Origin of the sequence: Acidaminobacter sp. JC074, assembly GCF_022496765.1 — a bacterium.
Taxonomy (GTDB): Bacteria; Bacillota; Clostridia; order Peptostreptococcales; family Acidaminobacteraceae; genus JABXKX01.
Genome location: NZ_VANV01000019.1, coordinates 111,824 through 136,936 on the forward strand (window position 1 = coordinate 111,824; position 25,113 = coordinate 136,936).

The 25,113-nt window shown below is 34.7% G+C and carries 18 protein-coding genes; 3 read left to right on the forward strand and 15 right to left on the reverse strand.

Annotation, left to right across the window (positions count from 1 at the left end):
- Positions 1 to 2: 2 nt before the first annotated feature.
- The 11 genes from EZV73_RS20600 to EZV73_RS20650 all read right to left on the reverse strand — a co-directional run bounded on the left by EZV73_RS20600 (position 3) and on the right by EZV73_RS20650 (position 17,528).
- A complete protein-coding gene (locus EZV73_RS20600; RefSeq protein WP_240842317.1) occupies positions 3 to 3,422 on the reverse strand; it encodes a hypothetical protein in 3,420 nt (1,139 codons plus the stop codon).
- A 62-nt stretch (positions 3,423 to 3,484) separates the two neighbouring features.
- On the reverse strand, positions 3,485 to 4,387 hold the full coding sequence (locus tag EZV73_RS20605) for a carbohydrate ABC transporter permease (RefSeq protein WP_240842318.1): 903 nt from the start codon (positions 4,385 to 4,387) through the stop codon (positions 3,485 to 3,487).
- Positions 4,377 to 5,339, reverse strand: a complete 963-nt coding sequence (locus EZV73_RS20610) for a carbohydrate ABC transporter permease (protein WP_240842319.1) — start codon at positions 5,337 to 5,339, stop codon at positions 4,377 to 4,379. The genes EZV73_RS20605 and EZV73_RS20610 overlap by 11 nt, the downstream gene beginning before the upstream one ends.
- Positions 5,340 to 5,396: 57 nt before the next feature.
- Positions 5,397 to 6,941, reverse strand: a complete 1,545-nt coding sequence (locus tag EZV73_RS20615) for an extracellular solute-binding protein (RefSeq protein ID WP_240842320.1) — start codon at positions 6,939 to 6,941, stop codon at positions 5,397 to 5,399.
- 392 nt (positions 6,942 to 7,333) lie between these two features.
- Positions 7,334 to 8,689, reverse strand: coding sequence for a glycoside hydrolase family 30 beta sandwich domain-containing protein (locus EZV73_RS20620; RefSeq protein ID WP_240842321.1), 1,356 nt, complete (start codon positions 8,687 to 8,689; stop codon positions 7,334 to 7,336).
- 4 nt (positions 8,690 to 8,693) lie between these two features.
- A complete protein-coding gene (locus EZV73_RS20625) occupies positions 8,694 to 11,807 on the reverse strand; it encodes a cellobiose phosphorylase (protein WP_240842322.1) in 3,114 nt (1,037 codons plus the stop codon).
- 164 nt (positions 11,808 to 11,971) lie between these two features.
- Entirely contained in the window at positions 11,972 to 12,982 is a 1,011-nt protein-coding gene (locus EZV73_RS20630) for a LacI family DNA-binding transcriptional regulator (protein ID WP_240842323.1), read from the reverse strand.
- 122 nt (positions 12,983 to 13,104) lie between these two features.
- Positions 13,105 to 14,166, reverse strand: coding sequence for a GGDEF domain-containing protein (locus tag EZV73_RS20635; RefSeq protein ID WP_240842324.1), 1,062 nt, complete (start codon positions 14,164 to 14,166; stop codon positions 13,105 to 13,107).
- A 213-nt stretch (positions 14,167 to 14,379) separates the two neighbouring features.
- Complete coding sequence (locus EZV73_RS20640; RefSeq protein ID WP_240842325.1) at positions 14,380 to 15,645, reverse strand: D-alanyl-D-alanine carboxypeptidase family protein; 1,266 nt, start codon at positions 15,643 to 15,645, stop codon at positions 14,380 to 14,382.
- A gap of 11 nt (positions 15,646 to 15,656) precedes the next feature.
- Positions 15,657 to 16,811, reverse strand: a complete 1,155-nt coding sequence (locus tag EZV73_RS20645; RefSeq protein ID WP_240842326.1) for an SH3 domain-containing protein — start codon at positions 16,809 to 16,811, stop codon at positions 15,657 to 15,659.
- Between the two features lie 3 nt (positions 16,812 to 16,814).
- Positions 16,815 to 17,528 carry a TraX family protein gene (locus EZV73_RS20650; RefSeq protein WP_240842327.1) on the reverse strand — a complete coding sequence of 238 codons (714 nt, stop codon included), beginning with the start codon at positions 17,526 to 17,528 and terminating at the stop codon, positions 16,815 to 16,817.
- Positions 17,529 to 17,789: 261 nt separating this feature from the next.
- Here EZV73_RS20650 and EZV73_RS20655 point away from each other — a divergent pair, with 261 nt between their 5' ends.
- Entirely contained in the window at positions 17,790 to 18,566 is a 777-nt protein-coding gene (locus tag EZV73_RS20655) for a hypothetical protein (protein WP_240842328.1), read from the forward strand.
- A 66-nt stretch (positions 18,567 to 18,632) separates the two neighbouring features.
- Here EZV73_RS20655 and EZV73_RS20660 read toward each other — a convergent pair whose 3' ends face one another.
- From EZV73_RS20660 to EZV73_RS20670, 3 genes are all read right to left on the reverse strand, one after another.
- Positions 18,633 to 19,319, reverse strand: a complete 687-nt coding sequence (locus EZV73_RS20660) for a response regulator transcription factor (RefSeq protein ID WP_240842329.1) — start codon at positions 19,317 to 19,319, stop codon at positions 18,633 to 18,635.
- 15 nt (positions 19,320 to 19,334) lie between these two features.
- On the reverse strand, positions 19,335 to 19,952 hold the full coding sequence (locus EZV73_RS20665) for a hypothetical protein (protein WP_240842330.1): 618 nt from the start codon (positions 19,950 to 19,952) through the stop codon (positions 19,335 to 19,337).
- 121 nt (positions 19,953 to 20,073) lie between these two features.
- Entirely contained in the window at positions 20,074 to 20,964 is an 891-nt protein-coding gene (locus EZV73_RS20670) for an acetoacetate decarboxylase family protein (RefSeq protein ID WP_240842331.1), read from the reverse strand.
- A 167-nt stretch (positions 20,965 to 21,131) separates the two neighbouring features.
- Here EZV73_RS20670 and EZV73_RS20675 point away from each other — a divergent pair, with 167 nt between their 5' ends.
- Both EZV73_RS20675 and EZV73_RS20680 read left to right on the forward strand, forming a co-directional pair.
- On the forward strand, positions 21,132 to 21,809 hold the full coding sequence (locus tag EZV73_RS20675) for a response regulator transcription factor (protein WP_240842332.1): 678 nt from the start codon (positions 21,132 to 21,134) through the stop codon (positions 21,807 to 21,809).
- Position 21,810: 1 nt separating this feature from the next.
- Entirely contained in the window at positions 21,811 to 23,151 is a 1,341-nt protein-coding gene (locus tag EZV73_RS20680) for a HAMP domain-containing sensor histidine kinase (protein ID WP_240842333.1), read from the forward strand.
- 118 nt (positions 23,152 to 23,269) lie between these two features.
- Here the strand turns inward: EZV73_RS20680 and EZV73_RS20685 are convergent, their stop codons facing one another.
- Complete coding sequence (locus EZV73_RS20685; RefSeq protein ID WP_240842334.1) at positions 23,270 to 24,385, reverse strand: M48 family metallopeptidase; 1,116 nt, start codon at positions 24,383 to 24,385, stop codon at positions 23,270 to 23,272.
- Between the last annotated feature and the right edge of the window lie 728 nt (positions 24,386 to 25,113).

Here is a 25,113-nt window from a genome sequence, read left to right on the forward strand (position 1 = left end):
TATTATTCACTTAGATTATACTGATCAACATTTACCAGTATTTTATCTATTGTATTTTTTCTTTCAAATACACTTTGACTAATTTCTCTAGTCAATTTAGATGTATTTTCAAAGGTGTATCTATCGCCATTTTGATAACATACTGTGATAGACTGATAATTACTCTTGGTATAAACAACAGGTACTGTACAAACAGTAAAGCCAAGTTGATTTTTCTCCATAAGCAATTCTTTTTCTGGCAAGGTCCATTTCTTTTCCTGGTCTAAAAACTCAGTACTTGATAGTAAAGTCGGATTAAAGTTAAGTTCACCACCCGTTACATGAACACCCAGTTCCTTGAATCTAGATAAGATATCCTCTTTGACCTGGCCTGTCATACCAGGCTGCTGAACACCAGCAAAACCAGGGGTATGTGAATAGGCATCCGTTGGAAATGCACCATACTCTTCAGGAGATTTATCAACACCAATGCCTGCTTTAAGGTCATGGAAATAAGCTGATAAGTCCTTCTTATCTTTTAGATTTTGAGCAAACTCCTGGTTCTCACCACATGCCAAAACCAGTTTTGAAACCATATGCCAGTATATGCAGCCTAAACCTTCATACTTATAAAATGTGCCTGAACGGCCAGTAAAAGCACGATGGTCAAATAAGTCGCTAAACAGAAGACCAACCATTTTTGCATCATTTTCGCTGTATTCATTCGTTTCTATAATTGCCTCAACCAGTTCATCACCATTTCTAAAGAGTCCATTGAAATGATAATTACCATTTCTATCTTTTTCAACAAATCTACTTAAACCTTTTTCTACTTCTGTTTTCAAAAGACTTGATGACATGACTTTTTCTTTAGGAATAATGTTTTTATCTAAGAACTTTGCAAGGTCTCTATTCGGATAGAGCATAAAAGAATTTTGATCATCTCTATAGATATCGCTGTTTTTTAGGTGTTTGATAACATCTAAAGCTTCATCTGCTTTTAAGGCATTTGAACTTAGGACAGCAACTTGACCTTCAAGCATTTCGTACAAGTAAGTTGTTTTACAAGTTTCACCTTCAAATTCCAGTAAGTTATAAGCATGGTATAAGCCATCTTCTCTTTTATTTTTTTTGATTGTGTCTTTTAAATGCTCTGCAACCACTTCAAAGAAACTTTCTATCGACTTTGATGATAAAGTAGCCTTATGACCAGAAAACCCAGAATAGATGCTTTCTCTGTATGTTTGACCAATACTACCAAGGGCTCTAACAATTTCAAAGCGCTTATTGTCATCCATGTTTTTTCCAAGTAGGTTACTATTCTCATTAAAAACTTCAAATATTCTTTCAAACATGGTTACTACTTCACTTGAAATTGAAAAATCCATCGATTTATTTTCAACCATATGTGACATAAACATTACCATGCGGTGCATGTAATATAAGGTAACCATAGAGACACCGCCACCAACTAATGCGTTGTTGGCGTCATTCCATTCTGGGCGTTGTGTGTTTAACCAAATACCACCTTCAGGCACATAATTCGATAGTTTCGCCAGTAGCATGACTAGAATTTTTTCCATTAAGTTAACTTGATAAATGTCATCATTTACAAATACCAACTTGCCATCAGCACCTAAGCTTTCTACGCGTTCTTCAATTTGACCAGCACTTATATCATCAAATAAAATTGTATTTCTAGGATCAGCTAACAGGTCTTCAAAGCCTTTAATTCTATAAGGCACATTGGCATAGGCAAAGATTTCACTTGAAAGAAGTTCATCTAACTCATCAGAATTATAGCTTCTAGAAAGTTCCATTAACTTTTGAAGATAAATAACCTGGTGGTCTCCCCAATAGCCAATATTTGACCATGGATCTTCAGGGTCTAATACTTCCCAATCTATGCCGTCTTTTGTTATTCTATATGGATTGTAACCATCAGGTGTTGATGCATTTACAAACTTAGAGATAATACCACCCAAGTAAAGTGGATAGGACAAAGATAAGGCCTCCCAGTTCTGAAAAATATCTCTCCAATTACCTTCATAATTAAGATTCTTATCCCCATTTTCTTTGGTAACTTCAATATTAAACTTGTTCCAAGGTCTACTTGGGTCACCATGACGTCTTGAATATGTCAAAGGTAAATACTCGTAAATTAATCGTTCAAGTGACAAGTCTTTCTGAGATTTCACATGGATAAGCAGGTCCTTATAGTCTATGTTAGAACCTAATTCATCTAAGAAATCCACATATTTATTGTAAGTATCTTTATTCCAGCTAGAGATAAAGAGCTTTAAATCACTGACATCAATTTTATAAGCATCCGCATAAATGCCACCACGCATGATGTTATAAAGTGTGTTTGAAAAATGTCTATGAGCATTGTTTGAATGCTTGCTTATTTGTAGACCATCCGCTTCAAATACTAGGTTTTTAAGAATTTGGTCACCTTTATTTATATCCTCAGATAATTTCGAAAGAATGCACTCATCTTTAAGCTCATGGATCAAGTTTTCTATATCTGAAGCAGACTGGTTAAGTTCAGAAACAATTACCCACTTTTTAGATGATTGACCATCTAGGTCTAATGAATCAGAAACATAAAATCCACCTCGACGTCCCTTAATGTCTCTTTCTGTTTCTATCTGATCCCCTTTCATGAAGCCATCTACTTGTACCGTTGACAATAAGTATTTTGGATTCATAAGACCTTTTGACCAAACACTTGTACATTTTAATGATTCACTTGGCTCAGCCTTATCTGTAATAATCGAACTCAAAGTAAACAAACCTAAGCCTGAATCCTCTAATAACTCATTTCTCTTGTAGCCATCTACTAGGGTACTCTTAGACATTTGCAACATTTGATCAACGCCATAAGGTAAGATGTTTCTGATACCATCTAAAATCTCCACACTGATGTTGTCATCAGAATTATTGACAAGCTCTGATTCTTTTACAAGACCGTATAAATCACTGGTTTTCCAAGTGTACCTAAAGCTTAAACTTAAATCATGATTGACTTCTTCAAAAACAAGTTTATTGCCCATGGTATTCTTATAGATGTTTCTACTTATCTTGTAAAGATTAACCTGTCCCATATTAAAGGGATTCCATATAAAGCTTTTATCATCCCCTCTTACAATAATACTTGTATGAGAGCCTGTTGTGGTATGACTGTCATGAATTTTATCATCTGTATAATAAGGAAAAAATGCATGATCTGGACTCTTTCTACCAGCAGTAATACCACCTGTAGAAGATACAAATGTCCAGAAGTCTACCGGACTTACTATGGTCATAAAGAAGGGGTTCATTTGATCATAGTTTTCGATTTTGAAATAAGTTTCACCACCAAAATCCACTGTATCAAAGAGGACCTTCTTATCATCTGAGTTTAAAACTGTATCACCATAATACAATTTTGAGTTTTTCATTTTATGTTCCTTTCAATCTATTCTAAAAGAAGCCACATAAGTGAAGTGGCTTCAAATAATTCTTATCCTTTAACAGCACCAGCAGAGATATTCTCAATCAAATACTTAGATGCAAATATAAATACAACAACAATCGGTACTATGGATACTGCAAAACCAAGATAAACCGCACCTTGATTTTGATGCCAAATCTTTAATGCTTTTAAAGATGAAATAACCATCGGCAATGTCTCGTTTTCCTTAGAACTCAATATAACTCTTGCACTTAAGTAGTTGTTCCAGGATCCTATAAATGTAAAGATCGACATAGTAGCAACACCTGGTGCCATCAGTGGCAGAGCAATCTTATGGAAGATATGAAACTCACCTGCACCATCAATTCTTGCTGATTCAATCACTTGCTTACTAAGCGAAGAAGAAATATAAGCCCTTAAGAAGAAGACGGTACCAATGGAAGCAATGGAAGGAATAATCAAGGCAGCATGCGTGTCCATCAGTCCTAATTGTGTCATCCATTTTACATAACCTAAGAAGGCAAGTTGGCTAGGAATCATCATAAATACAAGTATCAATCCGAACAAGAAATTCTTGCCTTTAAACTCATACATATAAAAGCCGTAAGCTGTAAGGGCTGAAAAATAGCCAGACAATACAGTAACGAGTGTAGCGATTTTAAGCGAGTTTAAAAAGCCTCCAACTATATCTACATTATCCACTAGTATGTCATAATTCGCCTTTAAACTCGTACCCGGAAACAGTGTAATACCTTGTGTTGAAATTGCCATACCATCACGGGTAGCATTGATTATAACTATCCAAAAGGGAATGATTGCTACAACAACCAGAACTGCTAAGAAAGTGTACACAAGCGAATAAACAATGACGTTTTTAACACGACGTTGTCTCTTTTCTTTTAAGTTCTTTAATTGTCTTTCATCTAATTCTTGATTTTTTTTATTCATCATCAACACTTCCCTTCATAGCAAGTGCTTTCTTCCTCGCTTTATTTTCCTTACGTTTTTGAAGAAACTCACTAATCTCAGTTCTATTGGTCATCACTGTAAAGATCACCGTAAAGATCATAATCACAATAAATAAGGCAAAGGATAAGGCTGATGCATAACCATAGTTCTTATAAACAAATGCCATATTGTATATATAAACAATCATTGTGTTCAAGCTACCTTCTGGGAAACCTCTACCATCAGTTATTAGAAATGGAATATCAAACAATTGCAAACCACCTATAAGGCCAGTTACCATAACATACATAAGTATAGGCTTTATAGAAGGTATGGTAATATTTTTGAGTATTTGAAGTCTACCTGCCCCATCTATGGATGCAGCTTCAAAAGTTGATTTATCTACAGCTTGTACAGATGCCATAAATAAGATAAATGAATTACCAAACCACATCCATGTCTGAATACCCGAGACACTCATCTGAGCCAGTATGGGTTCTGTTAACCAGCCAATGGCATCTCCAATCCAACCTAGATTAAATAGTATTTGATTAACAACACCATAGTCCTTATCTAATAACTTGACGAAAATAAGTGAAATCGATGCTGCTGCTATTAGGTTAGGCAAGTAGAATACTACTCTAAAAAAGCCTAAGCCTTTAACTTTATATTTTATATCTGAAAAAATTAATACAAGTAATAGTGCTAAGAATATTTGGAAAAAGATATTAACGCCCCAAATCTTAATGGTATTGATAAAGGCATCTAATACATTGGGATCCTTAAATATCAGTTTGAAGTTTTCTATACCTATAAAAGTTTTGGCACCGTATCCTTTGTATCTTGTAAATGAAAGATACAGTGTAAAGAATATAGGATATGCGTTAAATAAGAAAAACACTAAAAAGAATGGAGATATAAATGCATATCCTATCCTATCTTTTTTCTTGTTCATGTTCACCTCCATGCACAGGAAGTAGACTTTCGCCTACTTCTGTTATCTATCCATTAGTTATTCTGTTGGTAATCCTTCAACGTAGATTTCAGGATAAGTTACTTGAACATCCGCATAGAATGCCTCAAGAACATCTGATACCGAATTATAACCATCAGCACCTTGCTTGTAGTTAGTGATGTGTACACCTAATAAATCATTCAAACCTCTATCGTAAGTTGTTACACTTGATAAATTGATTTTAGCTGCTTCATCATTAAATACTTGTAAATGGTTCATACCACCTAGTGACTGACGACCTTCGTAACCAGCAATTGCAGGTGCCATTACTGATTCTACTGAATACATATCACCATCTGCTATTTGACGCTCTACTAAACGCTCTTTGTCAAATACCATTGATTTTAAGAATGAGAACGCCACTTCTGGAAGTTCTGTATCTGCATTAATACCTAAGTAAGTACCACCCCAGAAATATGAGTTAGGACCAGAAGCCATACCCCAGTTACCTTTGTATAAGGCATCTGCATAAGCATCTTTTGTAGCTTGATCTGCATCCTCAGCAGGTTTAGCAAGTGTGTTACCTTCTGCATCAACCTTCTCCATGTTTGGCTCGATGATGTACTTTAGGCCCCATGTAGGCATTGAGTATGCCATTACTTGCCAAGTGTTACCTTCAGCATCTGTTAAATCCTTATCCATAGCATCAAACCATGGGCCAGACCATTCAGCAGCATTTGCTGTTAATGAAGTATCTATTGTGTCACCATACATTTCTTTTACTAAGTTAATGTAAGGTACTTGTTCTTTTACTTTTGCAGGGTTTAATTTGCCATCTGCATCAAGCCACATTGCCGGATCATTGGTACCAGCTGCGAAATGTCTTACAGCTTGATCATCTGGGAATAGTCTCCAGTTAGCATCATAAGCTTTAACATCCATTTGAGCTTGTAATAAGTTTTCAACTGTGTTGAACTTGTTTTCGTTCATCCAGTTAGTTACTGCAGTATTGTAATCTTCAGAACCTTCTTGTGGGAAACCTGCTTCATCGCCCCATACAGCTGCTGCCATATCAGTTTTGAAGAAAATTGCACCTGGCGTTACTTGCCATGAAAGAGCCGCTAACTTACCAGTTGCTGGATCAATACCAGACTGCCAGATATATTCTTTGTAGTCAGCCTTTTCGCCAGCTAAGTCTACTTCTGGATCATTTGCCATCATTGTTTCAATATCAGCATAGTAACCTGCTTCAATGAACTGCTTAATGTGGTCAAGTTCACCAGTAAAGATATCAGGACCATTACCTGATTCTAATGCTGGTAAAATTTTATCCATATAACCATCTTGAATCGAAACTGCTACAAACTCAACTTCAATACCTTCGAAAGGCTTTCCTGAAGCTGTGTACATTTCCTCAAAGTGAGCAATATCACCAGCAGTATCAAGTTCATCTGTAAATGACCAAATAACCAATTTTTCTTTTGAGTAATCCTTAGATTCATCAACTGCTACACTTGGTGCTTCATTAGCACTATTACCACAAGCAGTAAATACCATAAAAACTGCTAAAGTAATCATAAACAGTGTTAATAATTTTTTCATTGTGTCCTCCCTATACTAATTACCTGTATCAACAAATTATCCTTGTTGTAAATATAATATACCAAATAACGAAACCGGTTTCAAGGATTTTTTCGAAAAACGTTTTCTTTTTCTATACAAATAAAGTGCATAATCCTTTACTTCATCATTGATCTTTTAAAAGTCTAAAACTAGACAGTCTATATCCAGTCACTCACCCTACTAAAAGTCATTAGAATAATTTTGCTATAAAGCTGTATTTTTCAACACTTCTCTTGTGTATCCGTTATATAGCCAGCTCTGTCATCAACTTGATTATTCACTCACCAAATGCTAAACCTATCCGAATAACCAGGAAGAAACTTCAACTTTCATGTGTTTGAACTTTATAAAAGATTTACGAAACCGATTCCTTAATTTGTGTTCTTTTTTATCACATATGTTGTAATAGAATGATCTGGTAAGTTAATGTTTATACCTTGTCCATCTATAACAAGTGCCATTTCGGCTATCCAACCTTCATTTTGTGCTACCACAACGAAATCGCCATTTGGATTTTTAAATGCAGTTGCATATACGTCTTCTTTTGTAACACTAATTTCTAACCTTTTGGCACCAACTTTAATATATTTAGAAAAATGACCTATATAATAATAAGAATTATTGTATATCAAAGCCTTTTTATCTCTATCATACATAATCGGTGCTTCGCAGTAGTTGTAAACATGGTTTGGTCCACCTATTTCATTAAGAACAAGATTCCAGTCTATCCAACCTCTAGACCAATTGTTAAAATCCCCAATTATGTTGCGTCCATAACGCTCTGCATTGGACCACGAACCCAGATAACCATTGAACTGAGCATTTTCCGAAGTCGTTGTAAGCTCCACACAGCCTTCAGTGAACAACAAATGCTTATCAGGAAAAAGGTTATGAAGAGCAGATAGATTCTCAAATGCCTCACTCACATACCAGTGGTTGCCAGTACCCCAGACATACTTTGAAGCTTCAGGATCAGATAAAACGACTGCACCCCTTTCTACCAGTACATCTCTGTTGTGATCCCATATAAGGATGTTTACATGAGGATGTGCTTCCTTGAGTCTTGGTCCCAAGTGATTTTTAATAAAATCACGTTCTTCCTCTGCTGTATAAATACAAGAATCCCATGTTTGAGTCGCAAGCGGCTCGTTCTGAATACTTACCCCCCAGATATCAATGCCTCTTGCTTTCATACCATCTATAAACTTAATATAATAATTAGCCCAAGACTCAAAGTATTCTGGTAAAAGCTTGCCCCCATAGTTCATTTCACCTGTGTCTTTCATAAAGCCAGGCGGGCTCCAAGGTGATGCTAATAGCTTTATCGGTCCATATAAAAGTGCTTCTTTTATCATAGGTACTAGCCACTTGTCTTCATGAGACATATCAAAAGTTGTAAGTGCTTTATCCCCTTCTTTTACATAAGTGTAATTTCCAAGTGAGAAATCACAGGAATGGATAGAAAGGCGGCCTAAAGCGTAAGCTAGACCCTGATCAGAGTAATAAGCTTTTATGGCTTCTTGTCTTACTGATTCAGGTGCTTGACCAAGGGTATAGGCAGCAGATTCTGTAAAGGCACCGCCAAATCCCATATGTTCCTGATACTCATGTCTGGTGTTAACTGCTATTACTTTTCTTCTGGCATCGTAATTACCTGTTTCTCTTTTAGGTAATTCAACCCAATACTTCTTATCTTTCTTTTCAGATCTAATTGATAATACTTTCATCTTTTTAATCCCTCTTCTTATAGACCAAAGTCACTTGCTTTACCTTCTTATTACGAATAGCCAAGGCTAAATCACCTTTGACAGAGTCATGTTTCATGCCGTCAACTAGATAGTGATCAATTACCAATTCTTCATCATAAGTAGATAAACCAGTCTTATTTTCTATTACATATTCTATCTCCGATAAGAGTTTGGTTCTTATAAATCCATTCTTGAAAAATGAGTGATGAATGACCGGACTTGGAGAAAAAACAAGGTCATCACGATAAGTGAAGATGTTTTTTCCAAACATCATTAAATTCCAGATGCTTAAAAACTCAGCTGTAGAACCACTCAGTCTCGCAACGTAGCCTCTTCCATGGACATTAGGATCTGGATTTACACTAGATGCAATAAAAGATGAATTCTCAAGGGTTGAACGCCCATAAGTTTCTGGATTCATAAAGCAAACTAGATTTGTATCAATTTCTTCATAGAAGGCATCGTACAGACCACCTTTGATAAGACCCAGCAAGTATTTATAAGTCATGTGTAAAAAATTACTTTCACGTTCTAGCCAGCCTGGTGTAAAGGCTCTGATTCTGCCCAGTTCATAAGACATATTCTCTAAATTGCCACTTGTTTTGTAAGTCTTTAAACTAAGATCGTAAATATCACTATTCTTAATCTTATGGTGTAAGTCTTCATGATCTTTTTTAGAACCAATCTTTAGACTCCTTGCAGGTGCTTCTAAGAAATTCGGTATGCTTATGATCTCAAAGGCCTTTATTTCAACAGCCTTTAAACCATAAGGTGTTGTCTCTTCTAAAACTTTATACTCACTTACTTTATACGCTATATAAGTTGGTATTAAACCATCGTTAGAGTCTTTAGCACGTAATAAGCCATCAGCAATGACTGACGATACTTGATCTAAGAAGTCTTTTAAAAGTTGATGAGAAACATAAGTGGCCTCTCCAGATACATTTTCTCTTGTGATTTCTCTAAATGTTTCTCGGACACTTGTCATCTGATCCCAGCGTTCAAAACTTGAAAGCTTCTTGGATAAGATTTCATTTAAACTCATTAGAAAATCATAGTTCTCTTTTAGGAGTTTTACATCTCTAGAAACATGACTTCTTAAAAATTCAACAATTCTGAACAGCTCTATAGCTTCACTAATGCCAGATCCAAACATACCAGGCAAACCGTTCATAGCATCGTTCCAGCCAGGTTTGTTGGCCTCCATCTCTATCCCCATACCAAAGGGATCAAGAGCAGAGAATTTTGTTAAAACTAGAGTCATCATTTTTTCAAACAAAGATGTTTTATAAATATCACCATTCACTCTTTTAAGCCAATTAGATTGTTTAAAACGCTCTGAATGCTCTTCTTCATCTAGAGAACCGTATTGTCTTATTTGTCCAGATTGAGTCAGGCCGTATTTTTTAGATCTTGGAAGAACCCTGACTGGACTATCATAATACTGATAAGTTAGATCATCATATAAAAGTCTTTCCAAATTATCCGGATATATACTCAAGTAATTCTCAATCAAATCAAAGTTATATGAAAAATGGTCTACCCAAAAACCTTCTCCAAAGACTGCCTCTATATGCTGTTTAGAAGCAGACAAGACTTTATCCATAAATATTTCCTGACTAATAAGTAAGTCAACCTTATCTATCAGAATGGTCATTGCAATCATACCTGGTGTAAACTTTTTAGATAAAATTTTCAGAAGGCTATCCTTACCTGCTTTTACATAGGTCTCAACCAAGTGAGTGCCAATATTTTTATCCATTGTAAAAGTCGTTCCTTGTACACCTAAGGGATTATAACCGTCTAACTGAATAAGATTGTAAAAGGTTTTGATGTTAAAAAGACCAGCTTGAGGGACAAAGAAAACATCATTTCTACGGTTTTGATTGACATCTCTAAAGTTACCATTGCCCTGTGAATAAAACTCTGGCGATAATGAAAAGAAATTATAGTCCCTTTCTGGATCACCGTGTTTTCTTGAGAAAACATGATAGATTTTCTGGTCATGGCCTTTTCCAAATACCATAGGAAAACCACCACGTAAGGTATTATCTAAAAAGTTTTGCTTTAGATAGGCATCAAACATAGGAAAATTTGTTTCTGTATCCACAACACGAACCAAGTCATCAATGACCATTTGTGCTTCTTGATACTTAGACCTAATAAAGTCATCACTTGCATATAAAGAAGCCTTTTCGTTGATGATGGCTACATTAGAAACGTGACCGATGATGGTATTGATTTTCAAGGTCTCGTTTGGATTAAGAGTCTTGGATACCGGAGAAAAACCACAAGGGACTTTGTTGACAAGCACTTGTTTTTCTAAGTCCAAATCCATAATCCCCTTGTCCATTAAACCTACTGGTAGAGCAAGTGAAGTATCATAAGCAAAAATAAGGTCACGATCTACAATTGGTTTTATAAGCTTGCCATCTTGAGAGAATGATAAGTAAAAATGACCTTTATCGATCATAGAAACTTCGGCTTCATCGCCGCTAGAAGCTCTAAACTTATAAAAGGGAATGGCATTTTCAAGGTTTTCAACCCCCATCCATGAACGCATAAGGTTTGACATTTCCTTATAAGCACTATTAGTCGTCCCTGAAGGCAGGATATTGGCAATGCCATCTACAACTTCTAGATAACGAGACTGACCTGTGTTAATAACTTCTACCTTCCTCACAAGGCCAGCCACCGGTTCATTGGCTAATCCAAAGTATGTGACCTTGTAGGTAATTTTCTTTGTTTCATTAATTTCCTCTATTGTAAAGTGACTCCTTGAAATATACATATTCCTTTTGACTGAATCACTAGTTGATACTGAAAACGGTTCGAACACTTGGTCATCAACTTTCACAAAACTTCTAAACCCGTAGGTTGATACATACTGATAAGATGTATTGGCTGGGAAAAACTCTAATATAGGTTCATCTTTATCCCTAATACCAAAACTGGTTAGTCCTTGTCCACGGTTTGCATAAAAAGCCCATAAAGGAATCCCTTTTATACCAGCAATCCCCGGTAAAAAACTTGAAAATGTCTTTTTCTTATCATAATCTTCAATCACAAATTGATTATTTTTGAACGAATAACTCATTGTTCCTCCTCAGTAAATCTATAATCCATCACGTCTTCCGAAAGTCTAAATCATGATTTCGTAGTATTTTTTTTCATAAAATCACAATTTGATACACTTTCCGAAATCGGTTTCGTAATATTATATTATCATAAGACGTTTCAAAAATAAATAAAAAAAGTACATTATTTTGTACTTTCTCTAATAATCAACTCTACAGGTACCCTTTTTATGATGCCGGGATCCGTTGTAGATTCTTTATTTATGATGGCTATTAAATGCTTTGCAGCTTCAGTGCCTATTGTTACTTTATTTTGTGAAACCGTTGTTAATGACGGTGATGTATACCTGGTTAACTCGATATTGTCAAAACCAATAACAGACACATCTTCAGGTACCTTGTAGCCCATTTCTTTAAGACCAACTATGGCGCCTAGTGCTATATCATCACTGGCAGCATATATGGCATCAGGCATATCTTCAGCCTGACTTATAAGTTCTTCTAAGGCTTTTTTACCACTGTTAAAATCAAAGTTATGAGCTTCAACTATCAGCTTTTCATCTATTGGAATATCAGCATTGCTTAAGACGTTTTTATAACCTTTTAAACGTTCTGTAGATGCATAAGACCTAAGTGGTCCTGCTATATGAGCAATCTTCTTAGCCCCTTTTAACATAAGATACTCTAAAGCCATTCGAGTCCCTTGATAGTTATCAGAGATAATTGTCGGTACGTTTATCAGGCCATTATCCACCGTTACTATCGGAATACCACTTTGAGTTAACTCATTGAGATTTTCATCATTGACATCAACCGTTAAAATTAAAACGCCATCTATGTTCTTATACTTGCACCACTCTAAGTATGTCAGTGGTTGAGAGCCAACTTTTTTAGATACAAAGGTTACTTCATAACCTAGTGCTTCCACATAAGTCTTAAATGCCTGTAAAACACCTCCAAAGAAATGATGTTCAAGTCCAATATTTAAATCTTCGCTGAATAAGACACCTATTGACCAGGAGTTTTTTGTAGCAAGCCTTCTTGCACTTGAATTTGGCACATAGCCCATCTCTTTTGCAACTGCTAATATTTCTTCTTTTCTCTTTGCACTAATTTCTTTTGAATTATTCAAAGCTTTTGAAACTGTACTTGATGCACAGCCAACCTTCTTTGCTATATCATATATTGTAACCATTTGTATACTCTCCTATTCCCATATCAGTATAACAAAAAAACAGCCAATGAAACATAGGATTTATATACAATCTTTCTTGTCACATCTTCTTACTCATAAATATGTCATTTTTTAAGTATGACTTATATAACAACTCTATTTTTACCTGCGTTTTTAGCCATGTAAAGTTTGTCATCGGCTTCTTTTATCAGGGCAAGCGGTGCTTGATTTTGATAAAGCGCCCCACCAATGCTGACAGTGACACCAACCTTGCCTTCTACTTTTTCTCTTTCTATTTCAGACCTTATACGTTCGGCAATTTGACTTGCTACTTCTAAATCAGCATGACACAGTATGACTACAAACTCTTCACCACCATATCTACACACAATGTCGATATCTCTTGTTAATACTTCAAGCTTATTCGCAACAGTCTTAATGACCTGATCGCCAAACAGATGACCATATTGATCATTGATGCCTTTAAAATCGTCAATATCAATCATCAAGAAGCTGAACTTATTGCCACAGTATACCTTGTTGTTAACGGCCTTATCTAGAAAATCAAACAAATAACCATTGTTATAAAGCTTTGTTAATGAATCTTTCAGTGCTTGATCTTTAAGCTTTTCATTAACCAGTAACAAATCCTTTTGTGAATCACTAAGTTTCTTTCTAACATTGTAATTGCTATTTGAGATGAGTACGGCAATCACAGTTACTATAAGTGATTTAAAGACCAACTGATTAAAAACTAAAATATCTGAAACATTGATATATATCAAACTCGCAAAAAAAATAAAGTTTAAAGCGTACATAATTCGACTGATTAAGGGCCTAATAATAAACAAGGCACTGATTAACAAGATAACGATGGAATAGATGGTTATATCCTCATCCTTTATATACATCAACACATTGAAAACACTGCCCCAGGTCATAATCACATAAAAATAGATGTATTGTACCTGATTTAAGACTTTAAAGGTCCTTCTTCTATACAAGACATAAACCACTGGTAAATAAATAAGGTGAAAGCCAACGATTAAACTCACATAAAATCTAATATCTGATTCAAAGAACCCCAGTGATGATAAGGTCAGACCTACAATCTCCATGGAAGTATAGATAATACCAAGGATAAGGATACGTACTATGTTGTTTTTTGTCATGCTGCTTTTAAATGTACTTGTTGATTCTATCATATATATGTTCTCCTTCTTGTAATCATTATTTTACCCCAAGAAAGCGGATAAAAACAACTTGCAAGCACATAATACATCTAAAAAAATCTTAACAAAAACACAGAGAATCTCCTCGGAGAGATTCACTGTGCTTTTAAATCAGATATGAAAGTATATTGTTAAGATATCACCTTCATGTATGCATTTCACTTCACCTAGCTCTTCAATAGTACGTTAATAGAACCTCTTTCTCTTACCTTTTCTTAACCTTCTAACAAGCAAAGCTATACTAAGTAAAAGAATCACTGTTAAGACCACTACTGCATAAAAAATTAATCTATAAAGCTCACTGTGCTGTGCATATAAGTCATTTAAATCAAGTGTTGGATAAAGATTGATTTTCTGAACCATGTTTCTTGACTTTATAACTAACTCACCTACAGGTGTCTCTTTATTCAAACTTTCAGCATCCATGTCATACATTACAGTTTCATAAGTAAGCTCAGCTCGATTCACTTCATTCGGATAATATAAATAATCTCCTTCAAAAACTAGCGGTATCTCCTGAGTAACTTTTTCACCAAGATACTTAAGTGGGTAATAATCTACTGATATGCTATATGATTCTTTAAAATCATCCATAAATGATATTCTGTTTTGCTCAAAGCTCCAATCCATTATAATGTCCATATCTTTAAAAACTACTGTATCATCAGGATCAAACACCGAATCTAATACCACACCAACAAGCTTTCTGCCATCTCTTTCATACACGGCAACCAAACATCTTCCAGCAAATTTTGTATAACCCGTTTTCGAAAAGATTTGTCCTCTATTATTAAGCTTTACATTCGAGTTCTCTACTTTTAAAACTCCTGTTTCAATTGTGATACTCGTTTCATCTAAGCTTAAAACTTCCTGAATCCAAGGATTGCTAAAAGATTCTTTTGTCATAAGGGCCAGATCGTATGCACTGGTATAGTGGTTTTCATCATGTAGGCCATTTGGTGTCACAAAGTTACTGTTCTTTAAACCTAAGGCTTTGAATCTATTGTTTATTTTCCTCATCAAATCAATGTCTTTTGACGCTAATGCATCTTTTACAATTACAGCAACATCGTTTGCAGAATACAACAATAATGATTTCATTACCGTGTCGCCTGTCATTTCATAACCAACATTAAAAGGACCATAATCTTTATTAAGTGAATAAGACGGCTGCAGAAGTGCATCTTCTGTATAGGTTAATACATCATTTTTATCCATATTTTCTGCAAAAATTAGCGCCGTCATAATCTTTGTTGTACTGGCAGGATAGGTTCTCACATCTATGTCTTTTGCATAAATAATTTCCCCTGTTTCTACATCAATTGTTACCGCATAAGAGCCACTAATTTCTGGCATTAAATCATCGACTTCTATTTCCTCACCAAATGATGCTGAAGAAAATATTATCAAAAACAAAAAAATAAACTTCGTCATATGTTTAAATAATTTCATTAGCTCTCCTTCTATTGAATCGATTCAGGTATTTTACTTACACCTTGCTTAAATGAAAAAGTGCCTGATACATTAATCGATTTCATCATCTCATAATGATCAAGATCGTTAAAATGCCACCATTCAGAAGCTAAAGGCGTAAAACCACCTTCTGTAAAATAAGATTGAAGCAAGATAGCATTGTCATTCATCTTATCTGAGGAAGTCGCTGATTTCCAAGCTTCTTTCGATAGCGAGGATACAGGACTGCTATAAGTTAAAGCATCTAAACTCAAGTTGTGTATAAGAGTAGGCATGGTATATTCAGTATATGAACTTACATGCTTATACTCATAGTCTCCAATATAGGCTGTTTCAACTTTCTCTATCTTAGCTAAGGAAACATCTAATGCGATACCCAATTGATGGTTGGATACACCTGTATTAATAAACCAAGCAAGTGACCAGCCACTCTGAGTTAACTTCTCTCTAACACTGTCTTCACTTTCAATCAAATCCTTCATTTTTGATACGATTTTTTCTTGAGTTTCTCTAGGTCTAAAAGCCTCATATATGACAAGTGTATTGCCTTCTTGGATAGCCTTTTTCTGAATACGATCTATTTTCTTGGCAGTTTCATAAAGTACTGGTACAGTATAAAGACTTTCGTCAAACCTTTCATTAAAATACCGTGCTTGATACAATTTTTTGTTTGTTACATCAGGTATCATAAACTCATCAGACTTCAGTAATGACTTGTAACTGTTTGTAATGTCATAAACAATGGAAGGCATAACATCTGGTAAATTGATCATACAGTAATCATGATAAAGATAACCTATTTGATTATCATACTCTACCTGCCACCAATCACCACTTTCACTCAAAATCCTAAATGGCATTCCAGCACTTATAACCGAAATCACTTCACTATCTAGAGTATTTGACCTTCTAAAATTTAAGTCAACAAGCGGAAAACCTGTAGCACCCCATATGGGTAATTCGAAGTAATCACCTTCTTCACTGTAGTTGATATACTGCTTTATGTCGTCAATGACCTCTACTTCTTGAATAACATCTTCTACAGGAAGCGTCACTTCTATACTTTCAAAATCATTAGTTTTTTTTTCGTCATTACAAGATACCATCATTAAAGCAATCACGACTAGAAAAATTATTTTTTTCATCTTTTATCCTTCTACTAATATCAATCGAGCCAAGAACAAAATAAGCATATGTGCTGGATAGGAAATGTAAAACACCCTATTTAATAGTTTGCTCTTCTTGCCTAGTTTTCCATTGTATAAGGCAAGCACTGGAATGGCCAGAAAAATGCCTATTTGATACCAATGAGGTAAGCCAGTGTGACTTGGTCCGAAGTTCAAATAAGTTGGAATCAAATGAAAGACTGCACCAACTAAGGCAAGACCTATCATCTGTTTCTTAAAGTCACCTTGATAAATACCAAATATAAGAATCCAATAAACTGATACAAAATTCCAGTTGGCTGTGTAAGTCAAAATCGTCGCTAAAATCACAGTTGCTACCTTTACTGGCAAACCATACTTATCAGACTTAATAACGCATAATGCTATAAAGCCTATAGCAAGCCCCCACATGATACTTGTTGCTTCAAAAAAAGAATACTTAAACAAGATATTGTATGGTACGTGCGATATAGCAGCAAAAATCAGGAGTCTTATAGCATACTTCTTCCTATCGGAAGTGTAATGATACCCTTCGGCTATAAAGTAACAGAAAACAGGCGCTGCAATTCTACCAAACATTCTTAATGAAAATGTCAGCACACTATTATGAATCATGAACACTGCAACAAAATGGTCTATAACCATTAGTATGAGTGCAACTATTTTTAAATTATTAGATGTAAGTGAATTTTTCAATTTGGCCTCCAGTATAATCATCATCGTCAAAACGTATGCTATATCCCCCCATACCCCTTATAGTAAATAATTTATACAAACTTGTCAACAACAACTTTCACTTTATGTTAATTTCATGGATAACGGGCAGTCCATAGCACATATCCACCAAAGTTAAAACCATTAGCCAGTATAATTATGTATATTCAGAAAATACTTTTCAAACAGTCAGAAGTATGATACGATAGTTTCGTTACCCCCCATAGGGGTTTAGGAGGCAGAATGAATATTAGAAGAATAGATGAACTTAATGATTTACCAGACAAATCACCAGATTATGTATTCAAACAAGTAGAAACAAGAACCAGTGACATTGATGATTTACCAGATGAAGTTCTTGATCTCTTATCATCAAACAAAACCTTAATAGATATTGGACCTGGAGAAGGTATAAGTAGTATGGCACTTGCATCTTTATACCCTAACTTAAGCGTATCAGGTATAGAAATGGATCAAAAACACCTTACATCAGCTTGGCCCTTATGCACCAAATATTCTAACTTGAACTTGTATTTCGGCGCTTTGCCAGGTACACCTTCTAATGTTAAAGTTGATGTAGATACCATCATTCCACAAGTAGGTGATGTTAAGACCGAACTTCTTTTCTCATGGACAGGCATATCACGAAGAGATTTATTTGATCATGCTCATAAATGGCATCATATTGTTGAAAAGGCTGCAATCTTTATTGTACCTAGCTTTTGGAGACAGGGCTTTAAGACTTTTAAAGAGCATGATGAAATCAATGAGTTATTAAAAGATCTTGGAGCAGATCAAGTCACTTGGGATAAGGTATCATCCGTTGAAGGATTTAAATCCATTGAGGTTTACCCTCTTGACAATACACTGAAGGCCAGAGGATGGATCCTGTGGTTAAGTGGTATTTTTGATGATTTAAACGTCAGTTTTTGGAATACCTTAACCGATAGATGGAGAGATAAAGCATTCCAGCTTGAAGCACTTGAAATACCACTAGAAGTGATTATTCTTAGAAAATAATAAAAATCAGATGGATAGCAATCCATCTGATTTTATTCTGTATAACCTCATACCATATATCATCATTCAACTTATGAGTGAATAACCAACATTTTTTACTGTATCTATTCTTATCTCAATCTTATTTTCCAAAAAGAGTTTCCTAAGTTTTGATATGTAAACTGCTACTAAGTTCTCATCAACATTTTCTTGATTGGCCCATATTGCATCTAATATCTGCCCTTTTGAAACCACGTTTTTGATGTTAAAGGCAAGTATTTTAAGCAGTTCCGCTTCACGCCTTGTAAGATTGACAATTTGATCATCGGTCCAAATTTTATATGATTCTGGATAGAACGAACAACCATTTAATTTTATGCATTCACTCTTGGCTGTATCCCTACTAGCTTTAAGGTTATGACGAGTAAAAAGGGCGTTCACTCTAAACAGAAACTCTGCTTTTGAGAATGGTCTTTTAATAAAATCACAGTACTGAAATTTATGACATTGATCAATAATTAAATCTGTAAAGAAATAGCCATATACAAGTATTGGTATCCTACTGCCAGCATTTCTAATTTTCATAATATGTGAAAGTATTTTATGACTATCATTATCTAAGTTTATAATTAGTCCATCATATGCTTGAGAATCTATATAGGATGTGAAGGCTTCTGCACTTCTTTCTATGCAAACTTCATAATTCAAATTTTTTACATATCCATGTATTCTATCTGCAAGCTTCTTATCAGTCTCTAATATAAGCACCTTCATCATTCCACCAATATACTAAGCTTCTAAATAAGCAGCGATAGCCTTACTGAGTTCAAGTGCTTCTTCACTGCCGTCCTCTTCAAGTGATGCAATTACTTCATCGAACAAGTCCTCTTCATTTATTACTATGTTTTCCTCAATATCAGACGATTCTACATTTTCATTTCTGTCATATAGTTTAGTAACAATTAATTTGATTGTACTAAGTTCTTCTTTTGCCGTATCAACTCTATCAACTACACCATTAAGTGATGCCTTCAACTCTTCATCAGTTTTTCCTTCAAAGTCTGTAAGGTTTATTTCAGCATCGGGTCTGAGCTCTAAAATAACCTCTTGAACTTCAGTCAGTTTTGCTTCTAGTTCTTCTCTACTCATTTTATCTACATTGATCTCATCAAGGTTTAAACTGCTCATTTCTTCATTTACGTGATCGAGTCGTGATTTGACCTTTTCAGGACCGACTGCTTTTGCAGCATTCATAAGCTTGCTCATTCTTCTACCAAGGGCACTCATTTGGAATTGATCGCGATTGATAGCACTACCACTATAAGATTTTGACACCTTCGTGAAGGTTCCTTGATTAGTATCTAGCCTTCTAAAGTTAATTGTTGTCTCATGATTAATAATTCTCATATGCCTCTCCTTTCAATTTTAAGTAACTACTTATATGTTCTTTCGACTTTTAATCTTAACCCCATCTTAAATTGGTCAATAATTTATTTCATATAAGCTGCTTCATCTTACCTAAAAGCAATTACTTTCTATCTAAACTAAAAGGAATCTTATTGTGCATGTAATAAGCTGCAACAATCTCTGATGGTACTAAATCAAAAGGATGTGCTTTAGTATCTGTGCTAGATTCAAATGTAATCGTTGCTGCTCCGCCCTTGATAGTTACAAATTCAGAATAACGCTCTGCCACGTCAATGATATTAACGGCACCGCCAGCTCTCGTCATTTCTATAAACTCACCCTTTAATATGTTTATTTTAGGATAAGACATAAAGTTTCTAACAATTTCTACTTCTGCGACTGATAAGTCGTCGCCCTTCGTGTCTAAACTTATCTCTCCTGATCTATTTTGATCATCGACTATTGTTCCAGTAAAAATAAACTCTGCTCGTTCAAACTCAATATTTCCAATTGTTTTTGGTAAACCCAGTCCTAGTATTCCTGCCATCATCGACTGCTCACTGGTCACTGGCATATAAATGCAGTGCCATATGTTTTCATCATTGTGTTTGGCTAGTAAGGAAATAGACATTTCTTTATAAGGATCTGCATCAGAATCAAGATCATAGAAATCTACAATGAAAAGATGCACAATCATTTCATCTGGCATATCAAACTCTTTAGGCAATAGCTTCCGATAAAGCTCTTCATCCTCTGTTTTGTAGAATAAAAAGATACCATCGTTCTCATTATATCTATAGGGTTTTGATTTTTCTCTATCTGTTATTTCTACATCTTTTTCTTGATTAATAACTCGTTCTGCCTCAGTATATTCTTGCTCATTAACTTGAAGATTGTCCTGCTTTCCAAGCTGATCAGTATATTCATTTACATCCAGCTCTGCAATACATCCAAAATTGACCATAGTAATAAGTCCCAAAAGTGTTAATGTCCCAATATATTTTCTTATCATAATTATTGTACCTCCTTAATGCTTCATCTTTTATGAATTTCTTTAATTTATTATATAGAAGAATCGCCTGGAAAATCATCGGTCAAAAATAGGCAAAGTGTAGGCAAGTATGAGACTGACTTTATAATCATATAATTTGTGGTATCATTTTACTAAGAGGTGATAACATGAAAATATATATAGCTGATGATGATAAGGACGTTCGTAACATAATTTCCACTTTTTTAAGAAACAGTGGTTATGAGGTAACCAGCTTTGAAACAGGTGACGCCTTAAAAGAAGCATTTGAGAAAACCCCCTCTGACATGGTCATCTTAGATGTTATGATGCCAGGAACAGATGGTGTAACAATATGTTCAGCAATCAGAAAAAAGAATAATGTACCAATTATTATTGTCTCTGCAAAGGACAGTGAACTGGATAGAATTAACGGCATCTCCATGGGAGCGGATGACTACTTAGTCAAGCCCTTTGCCCCTATGGAGCTGGTTGTAAGAGTTCAAGCTATATTTAGAAGAATGTCATTTAATGATCAGTTGATAGAAAAAAATACTCTCTCTTATGGAAATCTTGAAATTGATATCGCCTACAGAAAATGTACGCTAAATGGAGAAAATTTTGATGTGACACCTACAGAGTTTAAACTCCTTGTGTATATGTTTGAAAACTCAAATCGTTCTATTTCAAGAGAGGAACTTCTTAGAGAAGTCTGGGAGTTTGATTTCAATGTAGATACCAAAGCATGTGATGACGTCCTAAAACGCCTTCGAAAAAAACTTATACAAACTAATGTCCGCATTACATCTGTGTGGGGATTTGGATTTAAGTTAGAGTTGGAGGAATGATATGATTACATTAAGAAATAAAATTCTAAAACCTTTTCTCATAGTAATTATTTGCATGCCAATAGCAATAATGATACTTTTCAATATCGGTCTTTCCCATTATGCTAAAGAACAGGCTAAAGAAGACTTGGCTTATGTTGCCAATAATATTCCTAAGGGCATAGATACAGAAAGTATCATCAGACTCTTTCCTTTTATAAGGTCACAATTGGGTTCTTCAAATGTAGAAGTAATTATATATAATAAGTTGGGTAAGCCTGCTAGATTTCTAGAAGAGACAAATACTTTTGTAACCAATGAGATTGCAAATAAAACTTACCGTTTAATAGACGATCTCCCTTTAGGAGAAATCACATCATTTAAACTTGATGGTGATGACTATTACATCATTGAAGTAGAGTACAACAATCGAGGTATTTACGATAAGATTGTTTATATTTCAAAGAATTTGCATATCGATGATTTTGTAATTACAATCAACTTGCTTTTACTTTTAATCTCTATTTTAATCACCGCTATAGCCATATTTGTTTCAGGGCGAGTTTCAAAATCAATTGCAAGACCCTTAGAGCAAATTACCCACTCCATTGAAAATGTGAAAGCAGACGAGTTGCAGACTGTAAGCTCTGATAGTGATAATATAGAAATTCAAAAATTGGTAAATGAGTTTAATGAAATGAACAAGAGAATATACTCAGTTCATAATTCACAAAGAACATTTCTGCATAATGCTTCACACGAACTACGGACACCACTGATGAACATACAAGGTTATGCTGATGGTATTGAACTTGGTGTGTTCGAAGATACAAAAGCAACAGCCCACCTAATATCAGACCAAAGCAAGAGACTGACTAAAATTGTGGATAGTCTGCTTACACTGGCTAGAGCAGAAAACTTTGATGCTGCTACACAACTAGAAAATTTAAATTTAAGTGACTGTTTACTTGAAATTTTAAATGAGTACAAAGGCTATACAAGCAAAAACAATATTACTCTAGAGACAAAAATACCACCCAATATAAGCGTAATAGCTAACAAAGAACTCTTATTAGGTTCTATAGGAAACATTATCTCAAATGCAGTTAGATATGCTCGTAAACAGATTATTTTAAAGCTTGAATGTACTAAATCTCATGCTATTATTACGATAAGAGATGATGGTGAAGGCATCAAAAACATAGATCATATCTTTGATCGATTTGCCAAGGGGCAAGACGGCAGTTTCGGACTTGGTCTTTCAATTGCAGAAACTTCAGTAAAAATGATGAGTGGTAGCATAAGAGCATTTAACAATAAAGGAGCAGTATTTGAAATGAAGCTTCCTATGGATAAATCTTGATAGTCAATTGATTCAAGTTCTCCAGTCGAAACTATCATTACTCAAAAATAGGTAATCTCAACGAGATTACCTATTACTATTTACTTTAACAATCATAAGACCATTAAAAGCCAACTGCCTAAGCTCGAGCATTTCTGTATGCTTCTAGTTGATTCAAAAGCACCTCTGCTGAATCATCAAAACCTTTTAAACGGAACAACTCAATCTCTTTTTCCATTATAGACGGACTTGTTATACAGTTTCTTGTTGTGTATTCGTTGATTACTTTTAGGGCTTCATCGACATTTAGGTCTTCGACTTCATTTAAGATACCATAAGAAATCAAGTCATCTTCTCTTATTTCAATTCGACCAGAAAATAGGTTAACTTCCTCCCCTTGATATATAATCGTTTTGTAAGTACCATACGTGTATAGTCCAAGTTCTCCTAAAGCTTCTAATGCCGCATGTTTTATTTTTAGATCATAATAATCATTATTAAAAATTTTATCTGCCAAATCAGAACCTTTATCCAAACTAAGAATTAGATACTTTGCAACCTCACATTTTTCATCTAGTGATACCTGGTCAGAAATCAAAATAGCAAACATTAAAAAGACATCTTCTTTTTCTCCAAAGTACTCGCCATAATCCATAAAAACATCCATAACAGGCAGTAAACCCTTTTTAAAGCCTTCTACTAAGTCAACTGTTCCTGGAGACCGAGTCTTACGTGCATAGACTTCAGCTTGTTTCAAACGGTTTAAACTGATAGCCATTCTAGTTGCAATCAGATGTATTTGATTATACTCAGAATGTTTCATATTGTTTCTGTACAGTTTTAAGCCGTCTTTATATTTACTTAGTACCATGTAGGCTTGAAGTAGAGTAAAGCCATATTCATCCCATACATCTGGAGCATACTTCTTGTTTCCATTTTCATATAACTTTGTACCGGACTTCAGCATTCTACTAGCTTCACCAGTCTTATCAAGCTTGATACAGATAACAGCCATCTTAGCATAATAGTATGGGTTTACTTTGCCTACAGCTTGTTTATTCTCATACATGATTTCATATGCAGCGTCATAGGCCCCTCTTAGAAGTAACAATGTACCCAAGTTATTTCTTACATAAAAATCAAGTTCTCCTGATATTTCTAAGGCTTCTACTAGTAACTCTTCGGCTTCTTCAACCTCTCCACTATTCATCAATCTAATAGCCTCATCTAACATCATTTTCTGTTGTATACTCATAATTACACCTCTTTGACTGAGTTTATCGCTACTATATCACCACTTATCGCTATTTATCGCTACTAACTATTCCAATAATAGAATAACACGAAGGTGCTCCTTATACACACTTTTCATATAAAATATGTGTATGATGAACACATTAATCAAGCTATATACATTTCCATATTAAAATAATGTCTTCAAAAGGTAAATCTAAGCGTAATTAATCAACTTACACATATTTTTTTCATGTAAATCAAGTCAATTAAATATATTGTGATGCAATAGTAATAATCAAAATCATACTTTCATCAAAAACAGGTTATAAGCAGTCAGAACGGCAGAATTCAAACTATAATATGGCTAATCCCCCATTATTAGTGCTTCCTAATTTGTCATGATACTTGGTTGTGTTATTATATAATTATGATAAGAAGGGATAAACATAGTAACACACAGTGAACTTATTAACTGTGTTCTTGTATTAGGAGGAATGCCAGTGATGAAATTATTTAGATTTTTATGGATACTATCTTTTGTTTTTGTTCTATCATCTTGTGAAAACAACTCAAATATTCAATATGAAGAAAATCAGTCGCGCTGTTTGTCAACTATGTTGTCGTGATTAACTGCTTTTAACTATACTTTTATCTTCTTTCTCCGGATTTAGATAAACTGTGTTATTTAAGTTCCAGTTTCTCGTTGGACCGCTCCATCGATTTGGGTTTTTAAGCTTTGCTGCTTCA